This window comes from Maribellus mangrovi (genome assembly GCF_037646455.1).
Classification (GTDB): domain Bacteria; phylum Bacteroidota; class Bacteroidia; order Bacteroidales; family Prolixibacteraceae; genus Draconibacterium; species Draconibacterium mangrovi_A.
Map to the genome: position 1 here is coordinate 330,372 of NZ_JBBIXN010000004.1, position 22,543 is coordinate 352,914.

General features: G+C 44.0%; 14 protein-coding genes. 6 read left to right on the forward strand and 8 right to left on the reverse strand.

Annotated elements, in window-relative coordinates; genetic code table 11:
* Positions 1 to 733 precede the first annotated feature (733 nt).
* The 4 genes from WFY05_RS16885 to WFY05_RS16900 form a co-directional block, all read right to left on the reverse strand.
* The gene (locus tag WFY05_RS16885) at positions 734 to 3,157 is read right to left on the reverse strand and encodes a DUF5703 domain-containing protein (protein ID WP_340114085.1); all 2,424 of its coding nucleotides are present in this window, start codon (positions 3,155 to 3,157) and stop codon (positions 734 to 736) included.
* A 71-nt stretch (positions 3,158 to 3,228) separates the two neighbouring features.
* Complete coding sequence (locus WFY05_RS16890) at positions 3,229 to 4,329, reverse strand: serine hydrolase domain-containing protein (RefSeq protein ID WP_340114086.1); 1,101 nt, start codon at positions 4,327 to 4,329, stop codon at positions 3,229 to 3,231.
* On the reverse strand, positions 4,326 to 5,300 hold the full coding sequence (locus tag WFY05_RS16895; RefSeq protein WP_340114087.1) for a glycoside hydrolase family 88/105 protein: 975 nt from the start codon (positions 5,298 to 5,300) through the stop codon (positions 4,326 to 4,328). The genes WFY05_RS16890 and WFY05_RS16895 overlap by 4 nt, the downstream gene beginning before the upstream one ends.
* A 122-nt stretch (positions 5,301 to 5,422) precedes the next feature.
* A complete protein-coding gene (locus WFY05_RS16900; protein WP_340114088.1) occupies positions 5,423 to 6,184 on the reverse strand; it encodes an exodeoxyribonuclease III in 762 nt (253 codons plus the stop codon).
* Positions 6,185 to 6,558: 374 nt separating this feature from the next.
* Between WFY05_RS16900 and WFY05_RS16905 the strand changes: the two genes are divergently transcribed.
* Positions 6,559 to 10,041: a PPi-type phosphoenolpyruvate carboxykinase family protein gene (locus WFY05_RS16905; RefSeq protein ID WP_340114089.1), complete on the forward strand. Its 3,483-nt coding sequence runs from the start codon at positions 6,559 to 6,561 to the stop codon at positions 10,039 to 10,041.
* Positions 10,042 to 10,188: 147 nt separating this feature from the next.
* Positions 10,189 to 10,803 (forward strand): DUF4386 domain-containing protein, encoded by a 615-nt coding sequence (locus tag WFY05_RS16910; RefSeq protein ID WP_340114090.1) that lies wholly within the window; start codon positions 10,189 to 10,191, stop codon positions 10,801 to 10,803.
* Positions 10,804 to 10,907: 104 nt separating this feature from the next.
* On the opposite strand, the gene ggt is transcribed toward WFY05_RS16910, so the two are convergent.
* Positions 10,908 to 12,596, reverse strand: coding sequence for a gamma-glutamyltransferase (gene ggt, locus WFY05_RS16915; protein ID WP_340114091.1), 1,689 nt, complete (start codon positions 12,594 to 12,596; stop codon positions 10,908 to 10,910).
* Positions 12,597 to 12,711: 115 nt separating this feature from the next.
* On the opposite strand from ggt, the gene WFY05_RS16920 reads away from it, so the two are divergent.
* Entirely contained in the window at positions 12,712 to 15,555 is a 2,844-nt protein-coding gene (locus WFY05_RS16920) for a PD-(D/E)XK nuclease family protein (protein ID WP_340114092.1), read from the forward strand.
* On the opposite strand, the gene WFY05_RS16925 is transcribed toward WFY05_RS16920, so the two are convergent.
* On the reverse strand, positions 15,549 to 16,190 hold the full coding sequence (locus WFY05_RS16925; protein WP_340114093.1) for a DUF2817 domain-containing protein: 642 nt from the start codon (positions 16,188 to 16,190) through the stop codon (positions 15,549 to 15,551). The two genes, WFY05_RS16920 and WFY05_RS16925, sit on opposite strands and share 7 nt — an antisense overlap.
* 4 nt (positions 16,191 to 16,194) lie before the next feature.
* Entirely contained in the window at positions 16,195 to 16,887 is a 693-nt protein-coding gene (gene trmD / locus WFY05_RS16930) for a tRNA (guanosine(37)-N1)-methyltransferase TrmD (protein WP_340114094.1), read from the reverse strand.
* Positions 16,888 to 17,140: 253 nt separating this feature from the next.
* On the opposite strand from trmD, the gene WFY05_RS16935 reads away from it, so the two are divergent.
* The 3 genes from WFY05_RS16935 (at position 17,141) to WFY05_RS16945 (ending at position 20,325) form a co-directional block, all read left to right on the forward strand.
* Positions 17,141 to 17,593, forward strand: a complete 453-nt coding sequence (locus WFY05_RS16935; protein WP_340114095.1) for an Hsp20/alpha crystallin family protein — start codon at positions 17,141 to 17,143, stop codon at positions 17,591 to 17,593.
* Positions 17,594 to 17,873: 280 nt separating this feature from the next.
* Positions 17,874 to 18,557: an L-ribulose-5-phosphate 4-epimerase gene (araD, locus tag WFY05_RS16940; protein WP_340114096.1), complete on the forward strand. Its 684-nt coding sequence runs from the start codon at positions 17,874 to 17,876 to the stop codon at positions 18,555 to 18,557.
* A 97-nt stretch (positions 18,558 to 18,654) separates the two neighbouring features.
* Positions 18,655 to 20,325, forward strand: coding sequence for a ribulokinase (locus WFY05_RS16945; RefSeq protein WP_340114097.1), 1,671 nt, complete (start codon positions 18,655 to 18,657; stop codon positions 20,323 to 20,325).
* A gap of 518 nt (positions 20,326 to 20,843) precedes the next feature.
* Here the strand turns inward: WFY05_RS16945 and WFY05_RS16950 are convergent.
* Positions 20,844 to 22,541: a sugar phosphorylase gene (locus WFY05_RS16950; RefSeq protein WP_340114098.1), complete on the reverse strand. Its 1,698-nt coding sequence runs from the start codon at positions 22,539 to 22,541 to the stop codon at positions 20,844 to 20,846.
* Between the last annotated feature and the right edge of the window lie 2 nt (positions 22,542 to 22,543).

Consider the following 22,543-nt stretch of genomic DNA (forward strand, 5'->3'; position numbering starts at 1 on the left):
AGTACTTGTAATCGTTTATCCATCAAATGACGGATTTACAATCGTAAAAAAGCTTACAATATCCCTTTGGTGAAAAATCTCTCGCTGCAATTCGGTCCGGGTGTCACCTGGATTAGTGCCTTTAAAATTATATGTTAATCAGGGAAATACCAACACATGCTGTAATTTGTAGGGGTTCTAAATAGGTGCGTGAGTTTTTAAGGTTGGGTAGTTGTGGAGTAGTGTTTCTCCATCCCACTTGATCCCTCCCGATACGGAGATCGGGACAGGCTCTTCTCCAGGTGGAACGTGAAGAAAACAATTCCCGGGAATCCCGGCCCGTAGATATTGGGATATACTATTTTCCGGGTGCAGCACGAATGTCCTCCTTTTCAAAGGAGGTGCCACGGCAGGTGCCGGAGGATTACAGGCGCCTTCAGCCGCGGGCTCGGGGCCATGGGAACAGCATTCAGAAAACAGGCGAGAAGCGTTTTTCGCCAGGGGAGGAGAGCAATTACCAAGGGTATCAGGATGATTACCTTGGGGATAATAGGTATTCTCTAAGTAACCTGGGCAATCCCTTAGGTAAAAACTATGATCCCCGAGGGTAGCAGGATAATTACCTGTAGGATAATAGATATTCCCTAAGGTAATGAAGCAATCCCTTAGGTAATTTCTATGATTACCTTAGAGAGAATGGTAATTACCCGGGGTATATCAATGATTCTCCAGTGGATAAGGCTCATGCTTCGGTTTATGGATTAATGGAGGAATCTATAAAAACCACATCCTTTATTCTTTCTTCAGGTTGAACCTTAAGTTTTTCTAATTTACCGTTTCGGTACACTACTTCCACGGTTGTATTTTTGGGCGCATGAAGTTTAAAATCCACATCCCAGTTCTTTGGCCAGGCCGGTAATAACAGGATTTGATCACCAATGGTCTGCATCAGCATTTCCTGTAAGCCGATCATTCCAGAGCCGCCCCAGTTGTGGTCGGGAACCCAGTCGTGACCCGGTCCCCAGAACGTAGGAAAGCGGCGTGGACTGTCCTTTAATTTTTGAGTGTTGTAAGCGGCCGCCTCCTCTGTCATTCCCATTCGGGCAAACTGAATGCCTTCCTGGTGCCAGCTTTTTACCATTCCCTTGTAATCGGGTGCCAGTTCGTACGCATTTCTAAAAAATTCAATTTCTGCGTCGCCAATATGAAATTGATTAAAGGGGAAAAGCGGGTAGAATTGCGGTAACTCCACATTCATAACGCTCATCCAGCTTTCGGCCGGTTTAAAATATTTCAGCCCGTTCTCCTCTCCGAGCGGGTAGTCGGGAATACGCGTTAAATATCCCTCGTAATAGGTTTTTTCTTCTTTTGTAAGATAGGTTTCGTCCAACTTTATCAGACTTTGCAGACAGGCTTTAAGTCCCGCGATCAGATCGATGGGATTAGTTGCTCCCCGGAATGTTTCGCACGAAGTGGACGGGTAAAACACGAGCTTGCCATTTTCGTCGAGCGGCTTTCCGCTCCGCATTTTTTGCCTAAGCTGGTAGTGTTGGTCAAAAAAGACCACTGATTCTTTGATAAAAGGCATGTACCGTGAAATATCGGCGCCCGAAAAACGGTGGTATTCCATGATCATGTAGGCATGTTCGAGCTGCGATTCCCAGTGGTAAGAAATGTAGGGATTGGCCAGAATACCTTCTTCTACGGTGGTGTTGTAGCCGGTGTTTGCGTTGGCCCGCGGATCGCCAAAAGGAATCTCTGCTCCCCGTCCCCGGTGTCCTGTTTTATCCCATCCCCATCCCATACCGAGTACCAGACCCGGAGCGTTCATGTATTCCGAGAAAACAGCTCCTTCGTGACCAAAATATTTTTCAACGCGGGCTTTGGCGGCGGGCAGTCCTTTGCGGTACAGTTCAAATTGTGGCACAATGACATCGAAATCGCCAGATTTTAACAGCGGCCAGTACAACAAGCGTTGATTTTGAGCCGTATGTACAGCGCCGCCCCATTGCCGCCAGTCGGGATCGTAGCGGTATTGATCACCCATTAAAACGGGGTCGTAAATCAGGTTACCACCGTTAAACTTGGTGGGGTACTCGCCACTAACATTGCCGCCAAGCTGATAACGGAACAACTGGTAGTTGCGCCCCATTTGCCAAATCGAATCTTCCGGCGCCGGATCATCGGGATCGATAATAATGTAGCTGCGTTGCCAGAAATCGTTCCACCACTTCTTTGTTTTTTCAAAAGCCAGCTGAGCTTCGCTGTTTGTTTGCTCTACTGTTTCAAAAAGGTGCGTTTGCCAATCCTCCCTGCTGTCGGCTTGCTCAATATGCGTTGCAATACTGATGGAATGCTTTCGCCGGGCATTTTCACTTTTTAAACTCCACGATTTAAACGGTGTGTTCAGGTAAGTTCCTTCACCTTTATCGTCAGGAACAAGTCCTTCTCCAAAAACATAGCCTCCGAAAGTACGGTTTTTAATATCGTCGAAAATTTCATCCTTGTATTCCTCCAGGCCTTGTTGTTTGATAAGTACGTCGGGGATGAGTTTATCTGCCGGATTGCGGTGATAAAACAAAACTCCGTCTCCGAGGTGTGCAGTTTCATCTTTAACACGGACTACTTTTCCCGGGTATCCATCGAGGCTAAAGCAGGTAAAGCGCTCGTTTCGGCCATTTTCTTTTTTTGCCAGCTCGGTGTCTTCTGTTCTCCAGCTCTCGTAAGCAACATTTACCTCGGTTTTATGGGAAGATTCTACGTCAATGTGAACAACCGGACTAAATACATCGATCCATAATTTTATAAGTGCCAACTGTTGTCCTCCGCTTTCGGATTCTATTTCAATGTATCCGTCATTGAGTTTTAACTCCTGACGAAAAGCATTTTCATCGGTAAACGGATTGGGATTTAAAGTGATCCGGAAACGTCCCATTTTGAGGTATTCGCCATTTTCGCTCAAACTGCCACTTCGCTGAACATACAACATCAGATCGCCGTTTTCCACCCATAAATTACATCCGATATCGCCACCAACCAAGGGCATCGATTCGCCGGCATTCTGACTGGGACTGGTCCAGAGCACATTATACTGTTCTACTTTCGAAACATTCTCCGGCCGGCTGCAACTGCTGATCAGTAGCCCGGTAAAAACAATTAAAAGATACAGATACTTCATGTCTTATTACAGAATTTTGAAACTCCTGAAAGAGCTGTGATTTTTTAACAAATGTCTTTCTTAAATTTCGATTAACGTCCGATCACCGGATTAAGCTTTTGCCACATCTGGTTGTGAAAAATGATGGGGACCAGTGCGTCGTCAGGAGCTTCGCCCATGCGCACCACAATTAAATTCAGGCTTGGGATCACATCGAGGTATTGTCCGTTTTTACCGGCTGCAACGATCAGATCGTCGGGAGCATCTGGGGAGATGGAGGTATTTAACGGGATGGTTACTCCGGGCATCATTATTTTGCTTGTTCCGTTGAGCCACCACAAATAACCGTAAGCCGGATTAATATTCTGCGAGGTGGTCGTCATATCGGTAAAATAGTTTTGATCGCTTAAGATTTCGGTTTCGTCCCAGGTGCCTTTATTTAGTATGACCAGTCCAAAGCGGGCCATATCGCGCGGAACGCTGTAGTACACGTTGTTTACCCCGTTATAGATCCAGGTGCCGCTCATTCCTGTCGGAGCCTCCAGCACCTGGTCGGTATATAGGTTGCTGCTCATTCCGGCTGCGTTCGCGATCACGTCTTTTAACAAGGTATATGGTGCATTGTGGTAGTACCACTGTTGTCCTGCATCGGTTTTATACTGCAGGCATTCGGGCTCGATGCAGTAGGTATCATCAACCGTATAATCCAGTCCGCTTGTCATTGTAAGCTGATGGCGTATGGTGATGAGGTCTTCTTTTTCGCGGCTCATCGATGTCCAGCCCTCTCCCAGGTAATCCGAAGCTTTATCGTTGATGCTTAGTAGTCCGTCTTGCTGAGCCACACCGATCAGAAAAGCACTCAGCGTTTTTCCGGCAGATGCCCAGTACCAGCTTGATTCGGCAGTGAATTCGCCGGTGTTTAGAATGTTCTGTCCCCAGTATTTTTCGGCCACTATTTTTCCGTCCTTAAGGATCAGAAATGCCCTTGTACCGTGTTCCGATAAAAAGGTGTATAAAGCTTCAAGGCTGTCGGTATTCCAGTCCAGCTCTTCAGGAGCCGTTGTTGCCCATTCATCGGAAGTAAGAGGTGGAAAGTACAGACCGCTTTCAGTCGGCGGATTATCATCATCGCTTTTATTACACGCCGCAAAAACTACAATCAGGATCAGTAAAACAGGTAGCAATTTTTTCATGGCAACTCAATTAACTCATTTGCTAACCACAGAACAGGTGCCTGTCCGTGAAAATCGCCACTAACTGTTGGGCGATCAAGGTAGTAATTGATGTCGGTACTTTGACCGGTACCCACACAAACATCGCTTATTTTACCATCGTCACCGATGTATCCGGTTAAAGTTGTCCAGGCTTTTTTGCAGGCCGTTTGATAGGCTTCATCATTTAAAATCCCGGTTTTAAGACCCACCGCCATGGCATAGGCAAACATTCCGGTACACGATGTTTCCTTCCAGGCACTTTCAACGTCAAGCAACTGTCGCCACATTCCGTCTTCGGCCTGATACCTCAGCAAGGCTGCCATCATTTTTTTGTAAGCGGCTTCAATTTTTGGATAGTCCTTATGATCAGGTGGAAGTTCGGACAAAACTGTGGCCACACCGGCGGCCACCCAGCCATTTCCGCGTCCCCAGAAAAATGGAGCTTCCGGACCATGGTGAAACAGGCCATTCGATTCCTGCAGGCTGTCGAGATAGGCCACCGTTTCGCGGGCAGCACGGTCGATGTACTTGCTCTTTCCCGTTGCCCGGTACGCCTGAGTTTGCAAACTGCCAATCATGTATACATCGTCAATCCAAAAACGGGTTTGGCGTGTCAGTCCGTTGGGAAGTGGATCCTGCCACTGTCCATCGGCCAGTTCAATTCCCTGCCGGAAAAATGCGGAATCGCCGGTCAGTTGGAACAATTCGAGGGGAAGTATACCATAAACATTGGCATCAACGTGGTTGGCCGTATTGGGTATGCTGTCGGTAATTCGAAGTGAATACCTTTCTGAAAGTGCTTTTATAATCGCTTTGTTGCCTGTCGATCCGGCAAGTCGTGCCGCCCCATATGCGGTACAAACCTCAGCATAGTGCATGGCAACTACATCTCCGGTATTGTACATCATATAATCCTGTCTCACCAAAAAATCGTCGATGACTTTTTTCATCACCTTCTCAATTGACTTTTGGGATATTGAGTTTTTTTCCTTTGTAGCCGTTTGACACGAAAATAAAACTGGTATCAGTAGAAACAGTAGGGTGGTTTTCATTGCTGATGTTTAAATGTTTGTCAGATTTCTATTCCCACAGGACAATGGTCGGAGCCCATGATTTCGTTCATTATAAATGCATTTTTAACCGAAGGCAGAAATTGTTTGCTGACCAGAAAATAATCGATTCTCCAGCCTACGTTTTTTCCCCGGGCTCCGGCGCGATAGCTCCACCACGAATATTTATCGGTAACATCAGGATTAAAATGTCGGAAAGTATCAATCAGTCCTCCCGAGGTAAAACGATCCATGCCGTCAATCTCTTCCTGCATGTAACCTGCCGACTTGTTGTAGTTGGCTTTTGGCCGTGCCAGATCGATGGCTTTGTGCGCGACATTAAAATCGCCGCAAACCACCACCGGCTTTGTTTTTTCGAGTGTTTTCAGGTAGTTGAAAAAATGCAGGTCCCAGTCCTGCCTGTAATCCAGCCGTTTGAGTTCGCTACCCGAATTGGGGACATAAACATTTACAAGGTAGAATTCGTCATATTCAGCACAAAGAACACGGCCTTCGGTATCGTGCTCATCAATGCCCATGTCGCGTGTAATTGAGTTGGGCTCTATTTTTGAAATAATTGCTGTTCCTGAATAGCCTTTTTTATCGGCCGAGTTGGAATAAATGTGATAACCTTTCAGGTCTTTAAGCGTTTCGGCTACCTGATCGTCCTGTGCCTTGGTTTCCTGCAGGCAAAGTACATCGGGAGCCATTACCGGCAGATCATCAAAAAAATTCTTTTTGGCTACGGCCCGAAGCCCGTTCACGTTCCACGAAATAAGTTTCATATTCTTTTTGCTGCAATATAACGATTCCTGCGCATTCGCCTTCAACGATGCATGTGTGTATTGTTCCGGGTATAATGAAACCGAACAGACCGGTACACGTTTATTCCTTAAACAGCAAGAATCATATATCGAACAGGCTCAGACAATTTCAATAACAGCGTGTATTATCGAATGCTTAGTAAATCATTAAATAGCGTTAAATATCACTGCTAAGGCTGTGAAGATTTATGTAGATTCTTTCTTAATTACGTAAATTTAGATGCTGAAACGAAAATGGTATTTTTAGCACATACATCAGCAAATAGTAAATCATAAAGTTACATCTTATACCTTTTGCGAAAACGCAGAGAATAAGATGCTATAAATAAGTAAAAATGGAGAAGATATCGACTACTGACAAAGTAAAAAAAATGACCAAGCGCGATCGTCGCGATATGATCCAGTATATCAACCTTCAGTTGGCATCGCTGGGACAGCCGATATTTAACGACGATTCCGAATCGGGGAAAAAGTATGCCAACGCTAAATTTCAGGCGCTAACCGAAGGCCTAATCAGCAGTTTTCGTGAAAAATCGCGGCTGTTGAGCGGGCATCTTTCACCCGTGGATACGCGTATCCAAAACTTTATCGACGATTATTTAAAGGAAGTGGCTTTTGATAAAGATTACTGTTTGCCCGACTCGACACTGGTGCTCAACCAGAAAGGGATGGCGCGTGAACTAAGTCTGCCGCCTGACGGAACTGAATTTAAAAGCGATTTGCTGAGTTCGTACCGTTTGAAACAGGGAATTTTAAATAATCCCGCGCAGGACAGAAGAACAACTAAAGGAACTTTTCATATTGTAAGAGGCGGCCTGCCGGTGCCTACGGATAAAAAGGAAGTGCCAAAAATTACTTTTGCACATCTCTTGCATTCAGCGCTAAATCCTTCGGATGAATTTAAACGCCTTCCATTTACGACCAACCAGGAAAAAGAAGCGAAGGTAATGGTTTCGCTTTTGCTTCGTCCTGTGGTTTGTCCCGAAGTAAAAGGAGTGATCAGCGAGAAAAGCATGGAGATCCGCTTTTTTGCTCCGGGTAGCCTGGTGAGTAACCTCGATTTTGTGGAAACCATTTTTGGCAATGCCGGCGACCACAACCTGGCCATTAACGATGCAGCTCTCGATGTGGAACACTGGACGGGTCACACCGGCTGTATTATTCTGGCACCGCAACTTACAAAACTGAAAAAGAAAGATGTTGGCCTGCCACATTACGACGATGCCACAACACGCCAAAAACACGATGGCATGTGTTGGAAAGACGAAAACGAACTGTATAACGAAGGTTCGGCATTTAAACTCACCTGCCGCGACGATAGGGGAGTAGTGGTGACTTTGATCGCCGATAACTATTACGGATATTCCAAAAAAGAAATAAAGACACAGATCAGCTACTCGGCCAACCTCTTTGGTTTGGTGGAAGAAGAACACGCCGGTGGTGCCATTGCTTTCCCGCGCGGAAACATGAGCGACAGCGTTTATGGCAGTAACTTCACCAAAAAGTTTGATCAGCCGTATTCGTTTGAGGAAGTAAAAAAATTGCTGGCCGATAAGATCGAAGTTCAGGAAGGCAATTACGCCATCGATAAGAAATATCCGGATATTATTTATATCCCTGAAAATGCGGATATTGAAGTGGATAAAAGTGCTGTAAGCTGGATATATAAAGGAAAGGAATACAGCCTGAAACTCTCGCCGCAGAAAGTGTATGTACACCCAACGGGACATAAATTTCAGCTCGTAAAGCATCCAACGCAATCGATGTGGCGGATTATCGATACTGCTCCCGAAGGCATGTTCTGTCACAAACCAAGTACGGTTTCGGGAGGTGGAAAATCAGAGATCTCGAAATCGATGCAGAACGCCATTAAACATGGTTCGTTCTATGTCGAGAACCTCGAAGAAGCCGAGGATATGGTGGATGAGATCATCAATTACGATTACTCAGGCCGCTGGAAAAAAGTGGAACCGGGTTCAAAGTCACGTTCATTCCTGAGCAAGGAACGTACTCTTGGATCGGCAGTGAAGTTGCTTACTCCATCCGATCAGTACAACGAAGACTACAATAATTTTCTGAAACAGATCCCACAGCATGTGCGTACTCTGGCACTTTTTGTAAAGCGTCACTATCGCGGACAGGAAGAGCTGGGAATGAAATGGCGTGAGTTCTTTAATGTTGAGATCGTAAACGGAAGACCGGGAAATGTGCTGCGCTACAAACACAATCCGATTGCGGCCAGTTATGTGCGTATCGGTTTTAACGAAGAAGGAAGATGGTATTTGCACAAGCTGCGCTCCGACTTTGTGCCGTGTTTGAAAATTCAGACTGAAGATGATATTTCGGCGACAATTACTGTTCCGTCCGCTCAACTGAATAACCTGAATAAGGAATACAATAACAAGAGTGTGAAGCTGGTGACCAACTGTGAGAGTTACCTGTTCCAGCGCCCTGATGAGGCCGTGATCCGTGGTTACGATAAAGAGGCAGAACAGGAGATTGTTGACAACAATACCTTCCTGACCAACTATGAGCCGCTTACCAAACAGCATGCTCAGGACTTAGTTGAAAATGCGATCAGTTTCGAGAAATATACCGAGCCGGTTAAGAACTTTATTGCGTCGGTTGCCGAAAGCGATATTGATCATTATTTTGTGACTCCATCGCATACCCGAATCGTGGATGGTACTCCGACAAAAAATCCGCGCTACCTGCAGCGCAATATTTTTAAGAACGAAATCCAGGATTCGTACCTGGGTGAGATAGGAGTTCGACTTTACCGGAAAGTTAAAGCAAAAGATCCGGTGCACTGGCCAGTAAATGCGGTACTTCCGGGAAGAAGGAACAATCCGGCTGATAAGAAGGCCGGTATTCGTCCGCTGGCGGTTTATAATCCGATCCACTACCAGGAGCTGCCTGAATTGTTTATGGATTTTATTGCGAGTATTACCGGAAAATCGCCGTCAACAACAGGCGCCGGACTGGAAGGTGCGCTTACAAAAGGTCCGTTCAACATGCTGGTTCCCACCAGCGATCTGAACAACGCGCTGTTGTCGTACATTCTTACCGGATACCAGGGATTTAGTTCTGCTGCCGGTTATATTGGCAGCGAAAACCGTTTCGATCACGATATCAGTATTTTGGTTCCGGAGATCTGGGCACGTTTGGTTCCCGAAGACCGTGATCCGAAAAAACTGATCGAAAATAAATGCCTCGAAAAACTCGAAGACTTTGAATACAAGGGCAAGAAAGTTCTGGCCAGTCGTTTGGGCTACCGGATTACCGAAAACTTTGCTTTCCGCTGTATGAACCGTTTATTCGACGAGCCGCTGGCCGTATTTAACGAACGCATGCTGAAACCTGAGTTACAAGGTATGGATGATTATGTCGACGGGATTAACAACATTACCGAGGCCATGCAACGAGCTGCACTTCCTTATTTTGAGGATGGCAGTGTTGAAGCCGCAATTCCACCGTTAAAAGTGCTGCTGCATGTTATGGCACACGGACATTATGAAGGTAAAGACATCAGTGATCCGAAATTACGTAAAATGTTCGATCGCGAGGAAGTGGTGAAGAGCGACTGGTATAAAGCACGTTTGAAGCTGAAGCAGGAAAAGCAGGTGGCATTCAGTAAAAGCCAGATCGATTATCTGACCAATTTTATGGCGGATAAAGAAAATGCCATTCTGGTTGAAGAAATGGATATCGCCGCTAAACTTGAAAAAGCAAAAGCTACTTTAAAATACGTTGAATCGAAACAATACCTCAATGAACTGGTAGGTACAATCGGTACCGATCCACTGTTCCGGAAGTAATTCGGCAAGGTATTTATAATATTGAAAGGTTCTGTTCGTCGGTTGACGGATGGAACCTTTTCTTTTTGTTGGAGGCATAAACAAAAAGTCATATCTTGGGTTTAGTACATAGTTGAAACATAACTTTTTCATTAATACCTGTCAGATATGAATTCAAGGAAACTCTCGATCATTACCGGTGTCAGTTATCTCGTTATCTTTTTTGCCGCTATTTTTGCCAATTTTATGATGCTGGAATCTCTGAAACAGAATCCGTTGGAAACCATTCAGCAACAACGCATGATGGTAAGTATGGGGATCATGGCCTTTTTAATTACCGCCTTTTTTGATGTGGTAGTGGCATGGGGACTTTTTAAACTGTATCGCGAGCATTATCTGACAGAACTGAGTACCTGGTTACGTATAATGCATGCTGCAATTATGGGCCTTGCCGTGTTTGCACTGGTACTTACCTTGAATGAATATTCGGGCGAAACCATCGCCTATTATGTCGATATTTTTGACATCATCTGGTTGATCGGCTTATTCTTTTTTGGAGCTCACCTGATATTGCTGGCTAAAATTCTGCCCAAGCCAAAATGGATTGCCGTATTTCTGGCGTTGGCCGGTGTTATGTATATCGCTGATACTACCGCTCATTTCGTTTTGCCCAATTACGATGCTGTGGCCGGAATATTCCTGGCATTAGTGGCCATCCCAAGCATTTTTGGTGAGATGGCATTTACGGTTTGGTTGCTGATAAAAGGCGGAAAAGACAGTTAACTTAAACATGTAGATCGACTTTAGGAAAATGGAAGGAGTGATAGGTTTTTTGCTCACCCTTTGCCTTTGCCTTCGCCTGAGCCTTTGCCTGTGCCTTTATCTTTTTAATACCCCGCTGCCTGTCCGTCTTTGCGTGATTCTGAAGCTCCGTAATAGACTTTATTTTTCTTATCCCAAAGAATGGCCTGGTAGCCGCCATACGGGCCGAGTGCATAACCAATCCGGTGGCCTTTGCTCATTAGCTCGCGAATGGTCTGGTAATCGAAACCACTTTCGAGTGAAACACGACCGCCGTCGTTCATTTGTTCGCCGGTAGGCTGGCTCGATCCGTCGTGACTGATACGTGGTGCATCGCCGGCTTCCTGCAGGTTCATTCCAAAATCGATGAGGTTGCAAACAATCTGTACATGTCCCTGTGGTTGCATAGCGCCACCCATCAATCCAAAACTGATGTAGGGCTCTCCGTCTTTTGTGATAAAGGCCGGGATGATGGTGTGGAACGGACGTTTGTGTGGTTCGTAAACATTCATATGGCCTTCTTCCAGCGCAAACAGTTCGCCACGGTCCTGTAAAATAAATCCCAGTTTTCCGGGTGTCATTCCCGAGCCCATTCCCCGATAGTTACTTTGAATAAGCGAAACCATATTACCGTCTTTGTCGGCAGTGGTCAGGTAAATGGTATTGCCCTGTTCGAGTTCGCCGGCAGGGTAGGAACGCGCTGCCCGGTTTTCATTGATCAGTGCTGCCCGCTCTTTTCCATATTCTTTTGAAATGAGTTGTTCGATGGGGAGATTATTGAAATCAGGATCGGAATAATATTTGGCGCGGTCTTCATAGGCTAACTTTTTGGCTTCAGTAAAAAGGTGCATGTATTCGGGCGACCCAAAGCCCATTTCACCAATGTCATAATTTTCGAGAATGTTCAGAATTTGCAGCACTGCAGTTCCCTGCCCGTTGGGTGGAAGTTCCCAAACATCGTAGCCGCGGTAGTTGGTTGAAATAGGTTCCACCCATTCCGAATGGTGGTCCTCAAAATCTTTCATGCTTAAAAAACCACCTTGTTCGCGCACGTATGCAACAATTTTCTCGGCAATCTCACCTTTGTAAAAAACATCACGTCCCTGTTCTGCCAGTAGTTTAAAAGTGTTGGCCAGGTAAGGATTTTTAAATACTTCGCCTTTTTTCGGAGCCTCTCCGTTGGGCATAAAAATTTCTTCAAAACCCGGATAGCGTTTTAAAAAGTTGGCACTTCGTCCCCAGTAATAGGCTATCAGTTCAGTAAGCGGAAATCCGTTCTCGGCATACGAAATGGCAGGATTCAACACTTCCGGCATGGAAAGTTTCCCGAATTTATTGTGTAATTCGAACCAGCCGTCAACACAACCCGGCACCGAAACAGGGAGTGGTCCGTAGGCGGGTATCTTTTCATATCCGTTTTCTTTGAAATAGTCGAGGGTAAGTTCGTATGGCGAGCGTCCGCTGGCATTCAGCCCATAAAGTTGTTTTGTATTGGCATCCCAGACAACGGCAAACAAATCGCCGCCCATTCCGTTTCCGGTAGGTTCCACCAGTCCCAAAACAGCATTGGCTGCAATCGCTGCATCAATGGCATTTCCACCGGCTTTTAGTATATCGAGCGCTGCCTGCGTGGCCAGCGGTTGACTGGTGCATGCCATCCCGTTTTGGGCGATCACTTCGCTTCGGGTGGCAAAATTAAGTCCGGTGATGCGATCCTGGGCAAAAAGGTTAATAACAGAGATCAGAATAGTAAATGTGAATAAATATTTCTTCATGATTATAGATTTTGTCCGAACAGGAGTCAATAAAAATAACAAAAATTCTGACTTCTATTTCTTGTAAATTCAAACGAAACTTTGAACTTTAAACACTGAACTTTGAACTTCGATAATGGAAAGATTCCTTGCACAATGTGCCAGATACATTTATAAAAAACATTCAGACGAATTAAAAGACATTTGCCTTGTATTTCCGAACCGACGCTCGGGGGTGTTTTTTACCGCTTATTTGCAGAAAGAACTCGCCGTTCCTTCGATTGGACCGAAAACCACAACCGTAAATGAGTTGATCGCTTCTTATTCGGAATGGAATGCTGCCGAAAAGCTGGAGTTGATTTCGCTGCTTTACGATGTATTCAGTAAACACACCAAAACCACGGAAACGTTTGATGAGTTTTATTTCTGGGGGGAAATCCTGCTGGCTGATTTCAACGATATTGACCGTTACCTGGTAGATGCAAAAGATTTGTTTCGAAACGTTTCGGATCTGAAAGAAATTGAATCGATTTTTGATTACCTCACCGATGATCAGAAGAAAGCGCTGGAGCAGTTTTGGGGGAGTATGGCCGTGGCAGATAAAAGTGGTTTTCGCGATAAGTATATCAATATCTGGGACAAGCTGTATCCGGTTTATGTCGACTTCAGGCAGCAGCTTTTAAAGGAAAAACTGGCTTATGCCGGAATGATCGATCGGGAAGTGGCTGAAAAAGTAAAATCTGATCGTCTGGAATTTCCACTCAGTAAATATTACATTATCGGGTTAAATGCTTTGAATACGTGTGAAATTGAGATCTTTGATCACCTCAAAAAGCTTGGCAAAGCCGTTTTTTTATGGGATTATGATGTTTCTTATGTGGAAGATCTGCAGAACGAAGCCGGGCATTTCTTGCGCAATAATTTGAAAATATTTGCTCCACCGGAAGATTTCGAATTAAACACCGATATTTTTAATCACCGGAAGGACATAAGCCTGGTGGCTGTTTCATCGGTTTACGGGCAAAGTCAGCAAATTCCGAATTTCCTGAAGGACACGGAAAAGAACTACAGAAAAGAGTTTGATAATACAGCTGTTATTCTGGCCGATGAGTCGCTTCTGTTTCCTGCGCTGGGGGCTTTCCCCGAAGACATTGGTACCATTAACATTACTATGGGCTATCCGGTTCGTAATTCGGTGGTTTATGGTTTTCTGATGTTGTTGGTGAATCTGCTAAAGAACAAACGTAAAAGCGAAACCGGCTTCTCGGCGTTTTACCGCTATGTAACCGATATTTTAAATCACCAGTTGCTGGGGAGCAGCGAAAAGGAGCGAACAGCTGATTTTGTGACAGAACTCAAAAAGAACAACAAAATAAATGTGGAGTTAAAGGGGATTGATTTCTCTTCAATTCATACGCGTATTTTTAAATTACCGGAGAACACTGCGGAATACAGCGATTACTTTCTGGATGTTCTGGGGTTGTTGTATCATCAGCAAAAAAACAGTGGCGATTCCATGTTGCTGGAGTTACTTTACTCTGTTTATCAGGCCATCGAAAAACTGGGAGTGGTTGTGAAAAAAACACTGCAAGCACAGCAACGGCAAATCAGCGACACGGTTTATTTTAGGTTGTTTACGCAATACTTGGGACAGGTTTCGGTAGCGTTTGAAGGTGAGCCACTAAGCGGTATGCAGGTGATGGGGATACTGGAAACCCGCTGTCTTGATTTTGAAAACCTCATTATACTTGGTCTGAACGAGAATAAATGGCCCCGGAAATTTACAGCGCCGTCGTTTATTCCGCACAATATTCGTATGGGATTTGGCCTGCCCGGAATTGATGAACAGGACGCTATGTACGGCTATTATTTTTACCGGCTGATTCAGCGTGCAAAAAATGTAACGGCAACTTACAGTGTTGTAAAAGAAGGGATTGGAACCGGAGAACTTAGCCGCTACGGTTACCAGTTGCGTTACGATTCGGTTCACAAGCCCAAAATGCGGAACCTCGATTTTGTGTTTGCCAACGATCCGGTTGAAGACATCACTATTCCCGGATCGGATGAGATTCAAAAGCAGTTGGTTGAAAAGAATTCTGAAGATCATCCTTTGTCGCCGAGTGCGATCAATACCTACCTGAATTGTCCGCTGAAATTTTATTATAAATATGTGGTCGAATTGCCCGAGCCTGAAGAGGTAAAAGAGGAAATTGACGGGGTGGTTTTCGGTAATATATTTCACGATACCATGGAGGAGCTTTATTCCGTTTTTGTTGGTAAGGAAGTGACGCGGAGCGATCTCGAACAACTTGGTAAAGACAAGGTCAGGATCAATAATGAGATCACAAAACAGATTGCAAAGCATTATTTAAAACAAAAGGAGCCCATCAAAGGGCCGGTTAAACTCGAAGGGAAAACCCTGCTTATTTTCGAGAACATCAAAACCTATCTTTCGCAATTACTAAAGAAGGATATGGAATATGCGCCGTTTAATGTTGTAAGCCTTGAAATGAAGTACAAACGGAATATTGAGATTGGCGGTAAAAAGTTGTGGGTGGGAGGTAAGATCGACCGTCTGGATGAAAAAGACGGTGTTACCCGTGTACTCGATTATAAAACAGGTAATGTGAGTTCGCTTTCATTCAGATTAGTGGATGAACTGTTTGATCGTGATGCTAAAAATCCCAAAAAGGAAATTCTACAGGCCTTGGTTTATTGCTGGGGACTGGCCAAAGAAAATCAGGGAGCGACAATACAACCTGCTATCTATGGTTTGCGAAAGTTGTTTGAATCGAAGTTTGAATGGGAAGTGAAAATGAATCGCTCAAAAGTAGCTTTCGATGAAATTGCCGAAGATTTTGAAGAGGAATTGACCGGTCTTGTTGGTGAGATCTATTCGGCTGAAAATTCGTTTGCACAAACCGAATACCTTGATAAATGTAAATATTGCGCGTATAACGGCATTTGCCGTCGTTACTGATAATTTTCCAGGTTGCTCAACCAGTTAAATACTTTCTCGGTTTTCGAATAAATGCTGGCGTTGCTTTCGTCGTCGTCGTATTCAAGTGTGATGGTAGGAATGTTGCGCTCAATTCCGCAGTAAGTGCCAAACGAACCCGGAGTGGGGTAACCCAGGTCGGAAACAACCGGATATGCGCAAAATTCTGCAATCTGTTCTGCCAGGTAGCGGGCCGGACCATCATAGTTCACACATATTAACGGCGCATGTAATGTTAGTATGATATCGGGTTGAAGATCATCCAAAAGTTCCATCATCGCCCTTGTTTCTGCTTCTGATGCAGCCTTTTCGCCCGAAAAATTTTCGTCTTTTTCTGTTTTTACCCAGTTTTTAGTCGGATAATTTCGGTTCAGGTCAACACCATTTTTATTGATCCTTACACCTCGTGCTTTGCCCCACGGGTTCAGGCAGGGGATAAAATAAAGGTGATTCCGGTGGTTTGATAAATCCGACTCTTTTAAATATTTTCTGATAATAAAATCGCCCTGTGGTTCTTCACCATGAAAAACACCAATTATTAAAATCTTTAAGGCCTTGGCAGTGCTTCCTTTGCTTTCAATAAGTTGAACAGCGGGCAGTAGTGAGGTCGTATGCATGGAACTAATCTTCTCCTAGAAATTTTTTATACAGATCGGGTCTGAGGGTTTTGGTGCGTTCAATGGCCTGGTCGTGTTTCCAGTCGTCAACCAGTTTGTCATTGCCGCTCAACAAAACTTCGGGCACTTTCATGCCTTTGTATTCGGCCGGTCGGGTGTAAACCGGCGGGCTCAGCAGGTAGTCCTGGAAGGAATCGCTTAGTGCGGAAGTTTCATCCGAAAGTACTCCGGGTAGCAGGCGAACTACACTGTCGGTGATGATGGCTGCAGCCAGTTCGCCACCGGTGAGTACATAATCGCCTACCGAGATTTCCTTTGTGATGTAAGTGTCGCGTATGCGTTGATCGATTCCTTTGTAATGTCCGCAAAGAATCATAAGGTTTTTATACAGCGAAAGCGAATTGGCTTCACGCTGATCAAGAAGTTTTCCGTCCGGAGTGGTGAAAATAATCTCGTCGTATTCGCGCTGTGCTTTCAGCGTTTCAATTGCTTTTTCGATGGGCTGGATGGCCATCACCATTCCTGCACCTTTTCCAAAAGAGTAATCGTCCACCTTTCGGTGTTTGTCTTCTGAGTAGTCCCTGAGATTGTGAAGATGGATTTCTGCCAGTCCTTTCTCTTGTGCTCGTTTTATAATGGAATGTTGAAAAGGACTTTCCAGTATTTCAGGTAGTACAGTAATAATATCGATCCGCATTTTTGTTCTGATTTTGCGCAAAGATAAAATAAATTCAGGCACTATGTGGTAGTTGTTTTATATGTGAAAAATTCAATAAGATGACTAAAAGGCAGTTGTATTTGCGCAATAGAGTCAATATGGCAGTGCTTGATGGTTCAATTTGATACATTTTGACTGTAATAGTGAGTTGGAACAGGAGTTGATTATTGGAGCGTGTATTTGTGAATGAAAAAAATTTAAAATATTAATTAAAGAAAAAGGAGAATAAGTCATGAATTTAGTAAGATTTAATCAACCACGTTACAACGCAAACAGAGTTTTAGTTGACGAATTGTTTAACAACTTTTTTAACAACGATTATCACGAAGATTACGTAAAGAATTGCGCCAAAAAACCGGCGGCTAATATTTTCGAAACAGAAACAGAATTTAAAATTGAAATGCTGTTGCCCGGTTTTGCGAAAGAAGACGTTCAGATCATCCAAAAAGATAACCTGTTAACGGTTAAGGTTGACAAAGAACAAGAGGATGAGGCAAAACATGAAGAATTTAAGTATGCTCACCGCGAATTTGGAACATACAATTTCGAGAAAAGCTACCGTTTGCCAAAATCAGTAAACAGCGAAAACATTTCGGCCAGGTTCGAAAATGGTATTTTGAATTTACTGTTGCCGAAAAAGGAGGAAGCAAAAGAAAAGGCTCCGGTAGAAATTAAGATTTCATAATTGGATTTTGATTAGATAAGTAGATTTCAGAAGCCCGTTCAATATTAATTGAACGGGTTTTTTTATGCTATGTGTAATCAATATTTGAAATTGATTAAATGATATCGTAATTTTATTTTGTACTTTGACTTTAAGTGTTATTTTTACGCTTAAAATAAGTTCAGAGTTTTTGATGGTTAGTCACTAATCAATAATCACTGTTTCAAACGATTAGAAAAATTGGAGCTTATATAAAAGTAGTTTTCAATTTTCTGATCAGGACAACTTAAAAGAACAAGACATGCTCGAGAAATTAAAAGAAGAAGTTTATCAGGCAAATATCGATCTGGTAACACACGGTCTGGTAATCTTTACCTGGGGAAACGTTAGCGGAATTGACCGCGAAAAAGGTTTGGTTGTGATCAAACCAAGTGGAGTATCGTACGACGATATGCGACCTAAAGATATGGTAGTGCTCAACCTTTACGGTCAAGTAGTAGAAGGAAAATTAAAACCTTCGAGCGATTCGGCAACTCACCTCGTTTTGTATCGCCAGTTTGAGAATATAGGCGGTGTGGTGCACACGCATTCGGAGTGGGCAACCAGCTGGGCACAGGCGGGAAAAGGAATTCCGGCGGTTGGAACCACGCAGGCTGATTATTTCTACGGCGAAATTCCCTGCACCCGAAAAATGACCAAAGAGGAAATAGAAAAGGAATATGAACTTGAAACCGGAAAGGTAATTGTTGAGCGTTTCAAAGACCTCGATCCGGATTCTGTACCGGGAGTTCTGGTGAATAACCACGGACCATTTTCATGGGGAAAAGATGCAAACAATGCGGTTCATAATGCGGTTGTGATGGAAGAAGTGGCTAAAATGACCTTTAGGACATTTCAGCTAAATCCGGAAACTACAATGGATCAGGTGTTGCTCGATAAGCACTTCCTGCGTAAGCATGGAAAAAATGCCTATTACGGCCAGTAGGGAAGTCGTTTAAAGCTCAGAGTTCAAAGTTTCGAGCTTTAACGCTTGTAGCTTGTAGCTAAATTAATAAATCAATAAAAATCAAAATAAACTTAAAATGGCAAAGTACACGATTGGTTTAGATTATGGATCGGATTCGGTTCGATCGTTAATTGTAAATGTAGAGACAGGAGAAGAAATCTCCAGCGTGGTGTTCAATTACCCGCGTTGGCAAAAGCAAATGTACTGCGACGCTCCGACAAATCAATTCCGTCAACATCCAAAAGATTATCTCGAAGGACTGGAATACACAATAGTTGAGGCTTTAAAACAAGCGCCGGCAGGTGTGGCTGAAAATGTAGTTGGTATTTCGGTTGATACTACCGGTTCAACTCCGGTTGCTGTTGATGAAAAAGGTACACCACTTGCGTTAACAGCAGGTTTTGAGGAGAATCCAAATGCGATGTTCGTTTTGTGGAAAGACCACACCGCTGTAAAAGAAGCAGATCAAATTAACGAACTCGCCAAAAAGTGGGACATCGATTTTACTAAATATGAGGGTGGAATTTATTCTTCGGAATGGTTTTGGGCCAAGTTGTTACATGTTATTCGCGAAGATGCTGCTGTTTATCGTGCGGCGTATTCGTGGGTAGAACATTGCGACTGGATCCCTGCGGTTCTTACAGGAAATGCAAATCCAAAAACATTAAAAAGAAGTCGTTGTGCTGCCGGGCACAAAGCTATGTGGCATGAAGCATTTGGAGGTTTACCTTCAGAAGAATTTCTGACTGCTCTGGATCCAATGCTGGCCGGTTTGCGCGATCGTCTGTTTAAAGAAACCTACACCTGCGATGTTTCGGCAGGAACATTAAATGAAGAATGGGCAAATAAACTGGGGCTTCCGGCCGATGTTGTTGTTGGAGTTGGTGCTTTTGATGCACACCTGGGAGCTGTAGGAGCTGAGATTGAACCTTATTACCTGTCGAAAGTGATGGGAACTTCAACCTGCGATATGTTGATCGCACCCGCCGATGAAGTAGGTGAAAATGTAGTTGCCGGTATTTGTGGTCAGGTTGATGGGTCAATTGTACCCGGAATGGTTGGTTTGGAAGCCGGTCAATCGGCATTTGGCGATATTTATGCCTGGTTTAAACGTGTTCTGGAATGGCCGATGAAAAATATTCTGGCTGAAAGCGAATTGATTGACGAGGCAACAAAACAAAAGTTAATGGAAGAAACTTCGGACAAGATAATTGCGAAGTTGAGTGCAGAAGCCGCAAAAATTCCGATTGCTGAAAGTGGGGTAGTCGCACTCGACTGGATGAATGGCCGCCGTACACCGGATGCCAATCAGGCTTTGAAAGGCGCTATTGCCGGATTGAATCTGGGTTCGGATGCTCCACGTATTTTCCGTGCCTTGGTTGAAGCTACAGCCTTTGGTTCGCGGGCCATTAACGATCGCTTTATTTCTGAAGGTGTTCGTATTGATGGTGTGATTGCTTTAGGCGGAGTGGCCAAAAAATCGCCACTTGTGATGCAGATTGTAGCCGATGTGTTGAATATGCCGATTAAAGTGGCACGTTCAGAACAGGCATGTGCACTGGGTTCTGCAATGGCTGCTTCGGTGGCGGCAGGAATTTATGCCAACACTGCTGAAGCTCAAAAGCATATGGGGGGCGGTATAGAAACAGAATATCATCCGATTCCCGAAAATGTGGAGAAATACAAAAAGCTCTACGAGAAGTACAAGAAATTCGGAAAGTTTATAGAATTCGATTTTACTGCATAAACAGAAAGGGGTGCGAATAGCGCCCCTTTTTTCTTTTCGGGATCGGAGGTTTGCAACCTCCAGAAAACAGATCACCTTGAAAGGTTAGTGGAGAAAAGTTTTTATGATCGCTCATTAATGTAACTTTTGTCTTCAAGCCTGACGGGCTCCTTCTTTTTCATTCGATGAAAAGATGGCAAAAATCTTGTCAAAAATTACCTTTGCGTTTTTTCAATGTAGTCCATTAGCCCGACTGACGGATTTTTGACGAGCCCGCACAGAGTTTAACTCATATTTCTTTTCATTTTCAGGTAATTTAATAATTATCGAAGTTGCCAGGGGGTATGTTGCCGCTTTTCAATGGATCGGCCTCTTTTGGTCGTTTCCCGGAGTTAAGGTAAAACCTTCGCGCCAGCGGGAAGCTCTTCCGAGTACTCGGGATGAAGGCCGGCAGCAGGCAGAAAATTACAGTGCTTATACTGGTATTTCAAAATTGTGATCTGTCGGATTTTACGGTGATCCGGAAATACTCAGCGGTTTTAGATCGCTGCTCCTGTTAGCCACAGACACTGATAGGGAGTCAACTGCTTTTTGCTGCTACTGGTCCCGGATATCAAGTTATAACTCAAATCGTTCAGTTCATGACTGAAATTTACTGTTCTGTTTTCAGCTGTTAAGTTGCAAATTACAACGATGGTTTGTGTTTCTGAACTTCGTATCAAACCGAATATTCCTTTGTCCAATTCCAGAATTTCCTGACCGGCATTGGGATGAAAAGCCGATTGTTTTTTGCGGATAAAGATCAATCGCTTTAATTCATTAAATACCGTTTTCTGCGAAGTATCCGAACTCAGAATCTCTGTGAGTTCGTTCAGGTTCCATTTTCGCCGATTAATAGTCCGGTTGTGTCCGGTTTGTTGTACACCTTCGTGATAATTTGGAGTAGCAGTGAGACTGTGAATGTAAAATGCCGGAACACCTGCAAAACTCATCATAACAGTTTGCGAAGCCAGAAAACGTTTAACGTGCAAATCGTCTTGGCCTTTGTCGGTGCCTTTTAAGGCGTCAAAATAGGTAATGTTCAGTTCGTACGGGCTGGTGCTTCCGTCGGGATTCGATTTGTAATTCACTTTTCCACCAAATTTTTGCATGTTCTTCACCAGCGTTGTCTTTTCATTGTCGGGTAAAAGTCCTTCGAGCGGGCGAACACCAATTCCATCGTGCGAAGCCGTGAAATTGAAAAACGTTTTATCTCCTTTAAGCTGAGGTAAACTTTTTGCCCAGGTATTTAAATAAGTTGAATTTCCGGTATGCAGAGCATGTAAAAGCAAGGGAGGCAAACTAAACTGGTAAACCATGTGCGCTTCATCGTCATCGCCAAAATAACTCAGGTTTTCTTTGTTCGGTACATTGGTTTCGGTAAGAATAACCACAGAAGGATCGATGTACTCCGCAACATCGCGCATTAGTTTTACAACTTCATGGGTTTCCGGCAGGTGCAGACAGGTTGTTCCTGCTTTTTTCCAAAGAAATGCAATGGCATCGAGCCGGATGATCCGGGAACCTTTCGAAATGTAATCCAAAAGAACATCCATCATTTCAACCAGCAAAGCCGGATTGGAAAAATTCAAATCAACCTGATCGGCGCTAAATGTAGTCCAAACGTGTTTTATTCCATCGGCAGTTTTGTAGGGTGTAAGAAGCGGCGTACTTCTCGGGCGGGTAACTTGCGACAAGTCTTTATTCGGATCTTCACAGATGAAGTATTCCTTGCCGGTTCCTTCCTGTTTCAAAAAGTTTTTGAACCATTCACTTTTACTTGATGCGTGATTGATCACCAGATCGGCCATCAAATCAAAATCCTTATTCAGTTGGGTAATATCGTCCCAGTCGCCCAATTCCGGATTAACCTCCCTGAAATCGATCACCGAAAAGCCATCGTCGCTGCTAAAGGGGAAAAACGGTAGGATATGCACAACGGTCAACTGTTCTTTGAGCTGTTCATTCAGAAAAGTATGTAGGGTTTTTAGCGGTTGCTCGGTGGTCGTTTTGATGCTGTCGCCATAAGTGATCAACACCACATCTTTCTCATCCCACTTTGCTGAACGACTCTTTTTTATGTCATATTTGTCCAGAACGCCGACAAGATCATTTAATACTTTATCCGAATAATCCCGCTGATAGATACAGCGGAGTCGGCTTTCAATATTTTTTCTGAAAGATTCGGGATTGGCCATAT

Excerpts from the sequence above, each read along its gene's own strand:
- WFY05_RS16885 (WP_340114085.1), bottom strand. The coding sequence starts at position 3,157 with ATGAAGTATCTGTATCTTTTAATTGTTTTTACCGGGCTACTGATCAGC.
- WFY05_RS16890 (WP_340114086.1), bottom strand. The coding sequence starts at position 4,329 with ATGAAAAAATTGCTACCTGTTTTACTGATCCTGATTGTAGTTTTTGCG.
- WFY05_RS16895 (WP_340114087.1), bottom strand. The coding sequence starts at position 5,300 with ATGAAAAAAGTCATCGACGATTTTTTGGTGAGACAGGATTATATGATG.
- WFY05_RS16900 (WP_340114088.1), bottom strand. The coding sequence starts at position 6,184 with ATGAAACTTATTTCGTGGAACGTGAACGGGCTTCGGGCCGTAGCCAAA.
- WFY05_RS16905 (WP_340114089.1), top strand. The coding sequence starts at position 6,559 with ATGGAGAAGATATCGACTACTGACAAAGTAAAAAAAATGACCAAGCGC.
- WFY05_RS16910 (WP_340114090.1), top strand. The coding sequence starts at position 10,189 with ATGAATTCAAGGAAACTCTCGATCATTACCGGTGTCAGTTATCTCGTT.
- ggt (WP_340114091.1), bottom strand. The coding sequence starts at position 12,596 with ATGAAGAAATATTTATTCACATTTACTATTCTGATCTCTGTTATTAAC.
- WFY05_RS16920 (WP_340114092.1), top strand. The coding sequence starts at position 12,712 with ATGGAAAGATTCCTTGCACAATGTGCCAGATACATTTATAAAAAACAT.
- WFY05_RS16925 (WP_340114093.1), bottom strand. The coding sequence starts at position 16,190 with ATGCATACGACCTCACTACTGCCCGCTGTTCAACTTATTGAAAGCAAA.
- trmD (WP_340114094.1), bottom strand. The coding sequence starts at position 16,887 with ATGCGGATCGATATTATTACTGTACTACCTGAAATACTGGAAAGTCCT.
- WFY05_RS16935 (WP_340114095.1), top strand. The coding sequence starts at position 17,141 with ATGAATTTAGTAAGATTTAATCAACCACGTTACAACGCAAACAGAGTT.
- araD (WP_340114096.1), top strand. The coding sequence starts at position 17,874 with ATGCTCGAGAAATTAAAAGAAGAAGTTTATCAGGCAAATATCGATCTG.
- WFY05_RS16945 (WP_340114097.1), top strand. The coding sequence starts at position 18,655 with ATGGCAAAGTACACGATTGGTTTAGATTATGGATCGGATTCGGTTCGA.
- WFY05_RS16950 (WP_340114098.1), bottom strand. The coding sequence starts at position 22,541 with ATGGCCAATCCCGAATCTTTCAGAAAAAATATTGAAAGCCGACTCCGC.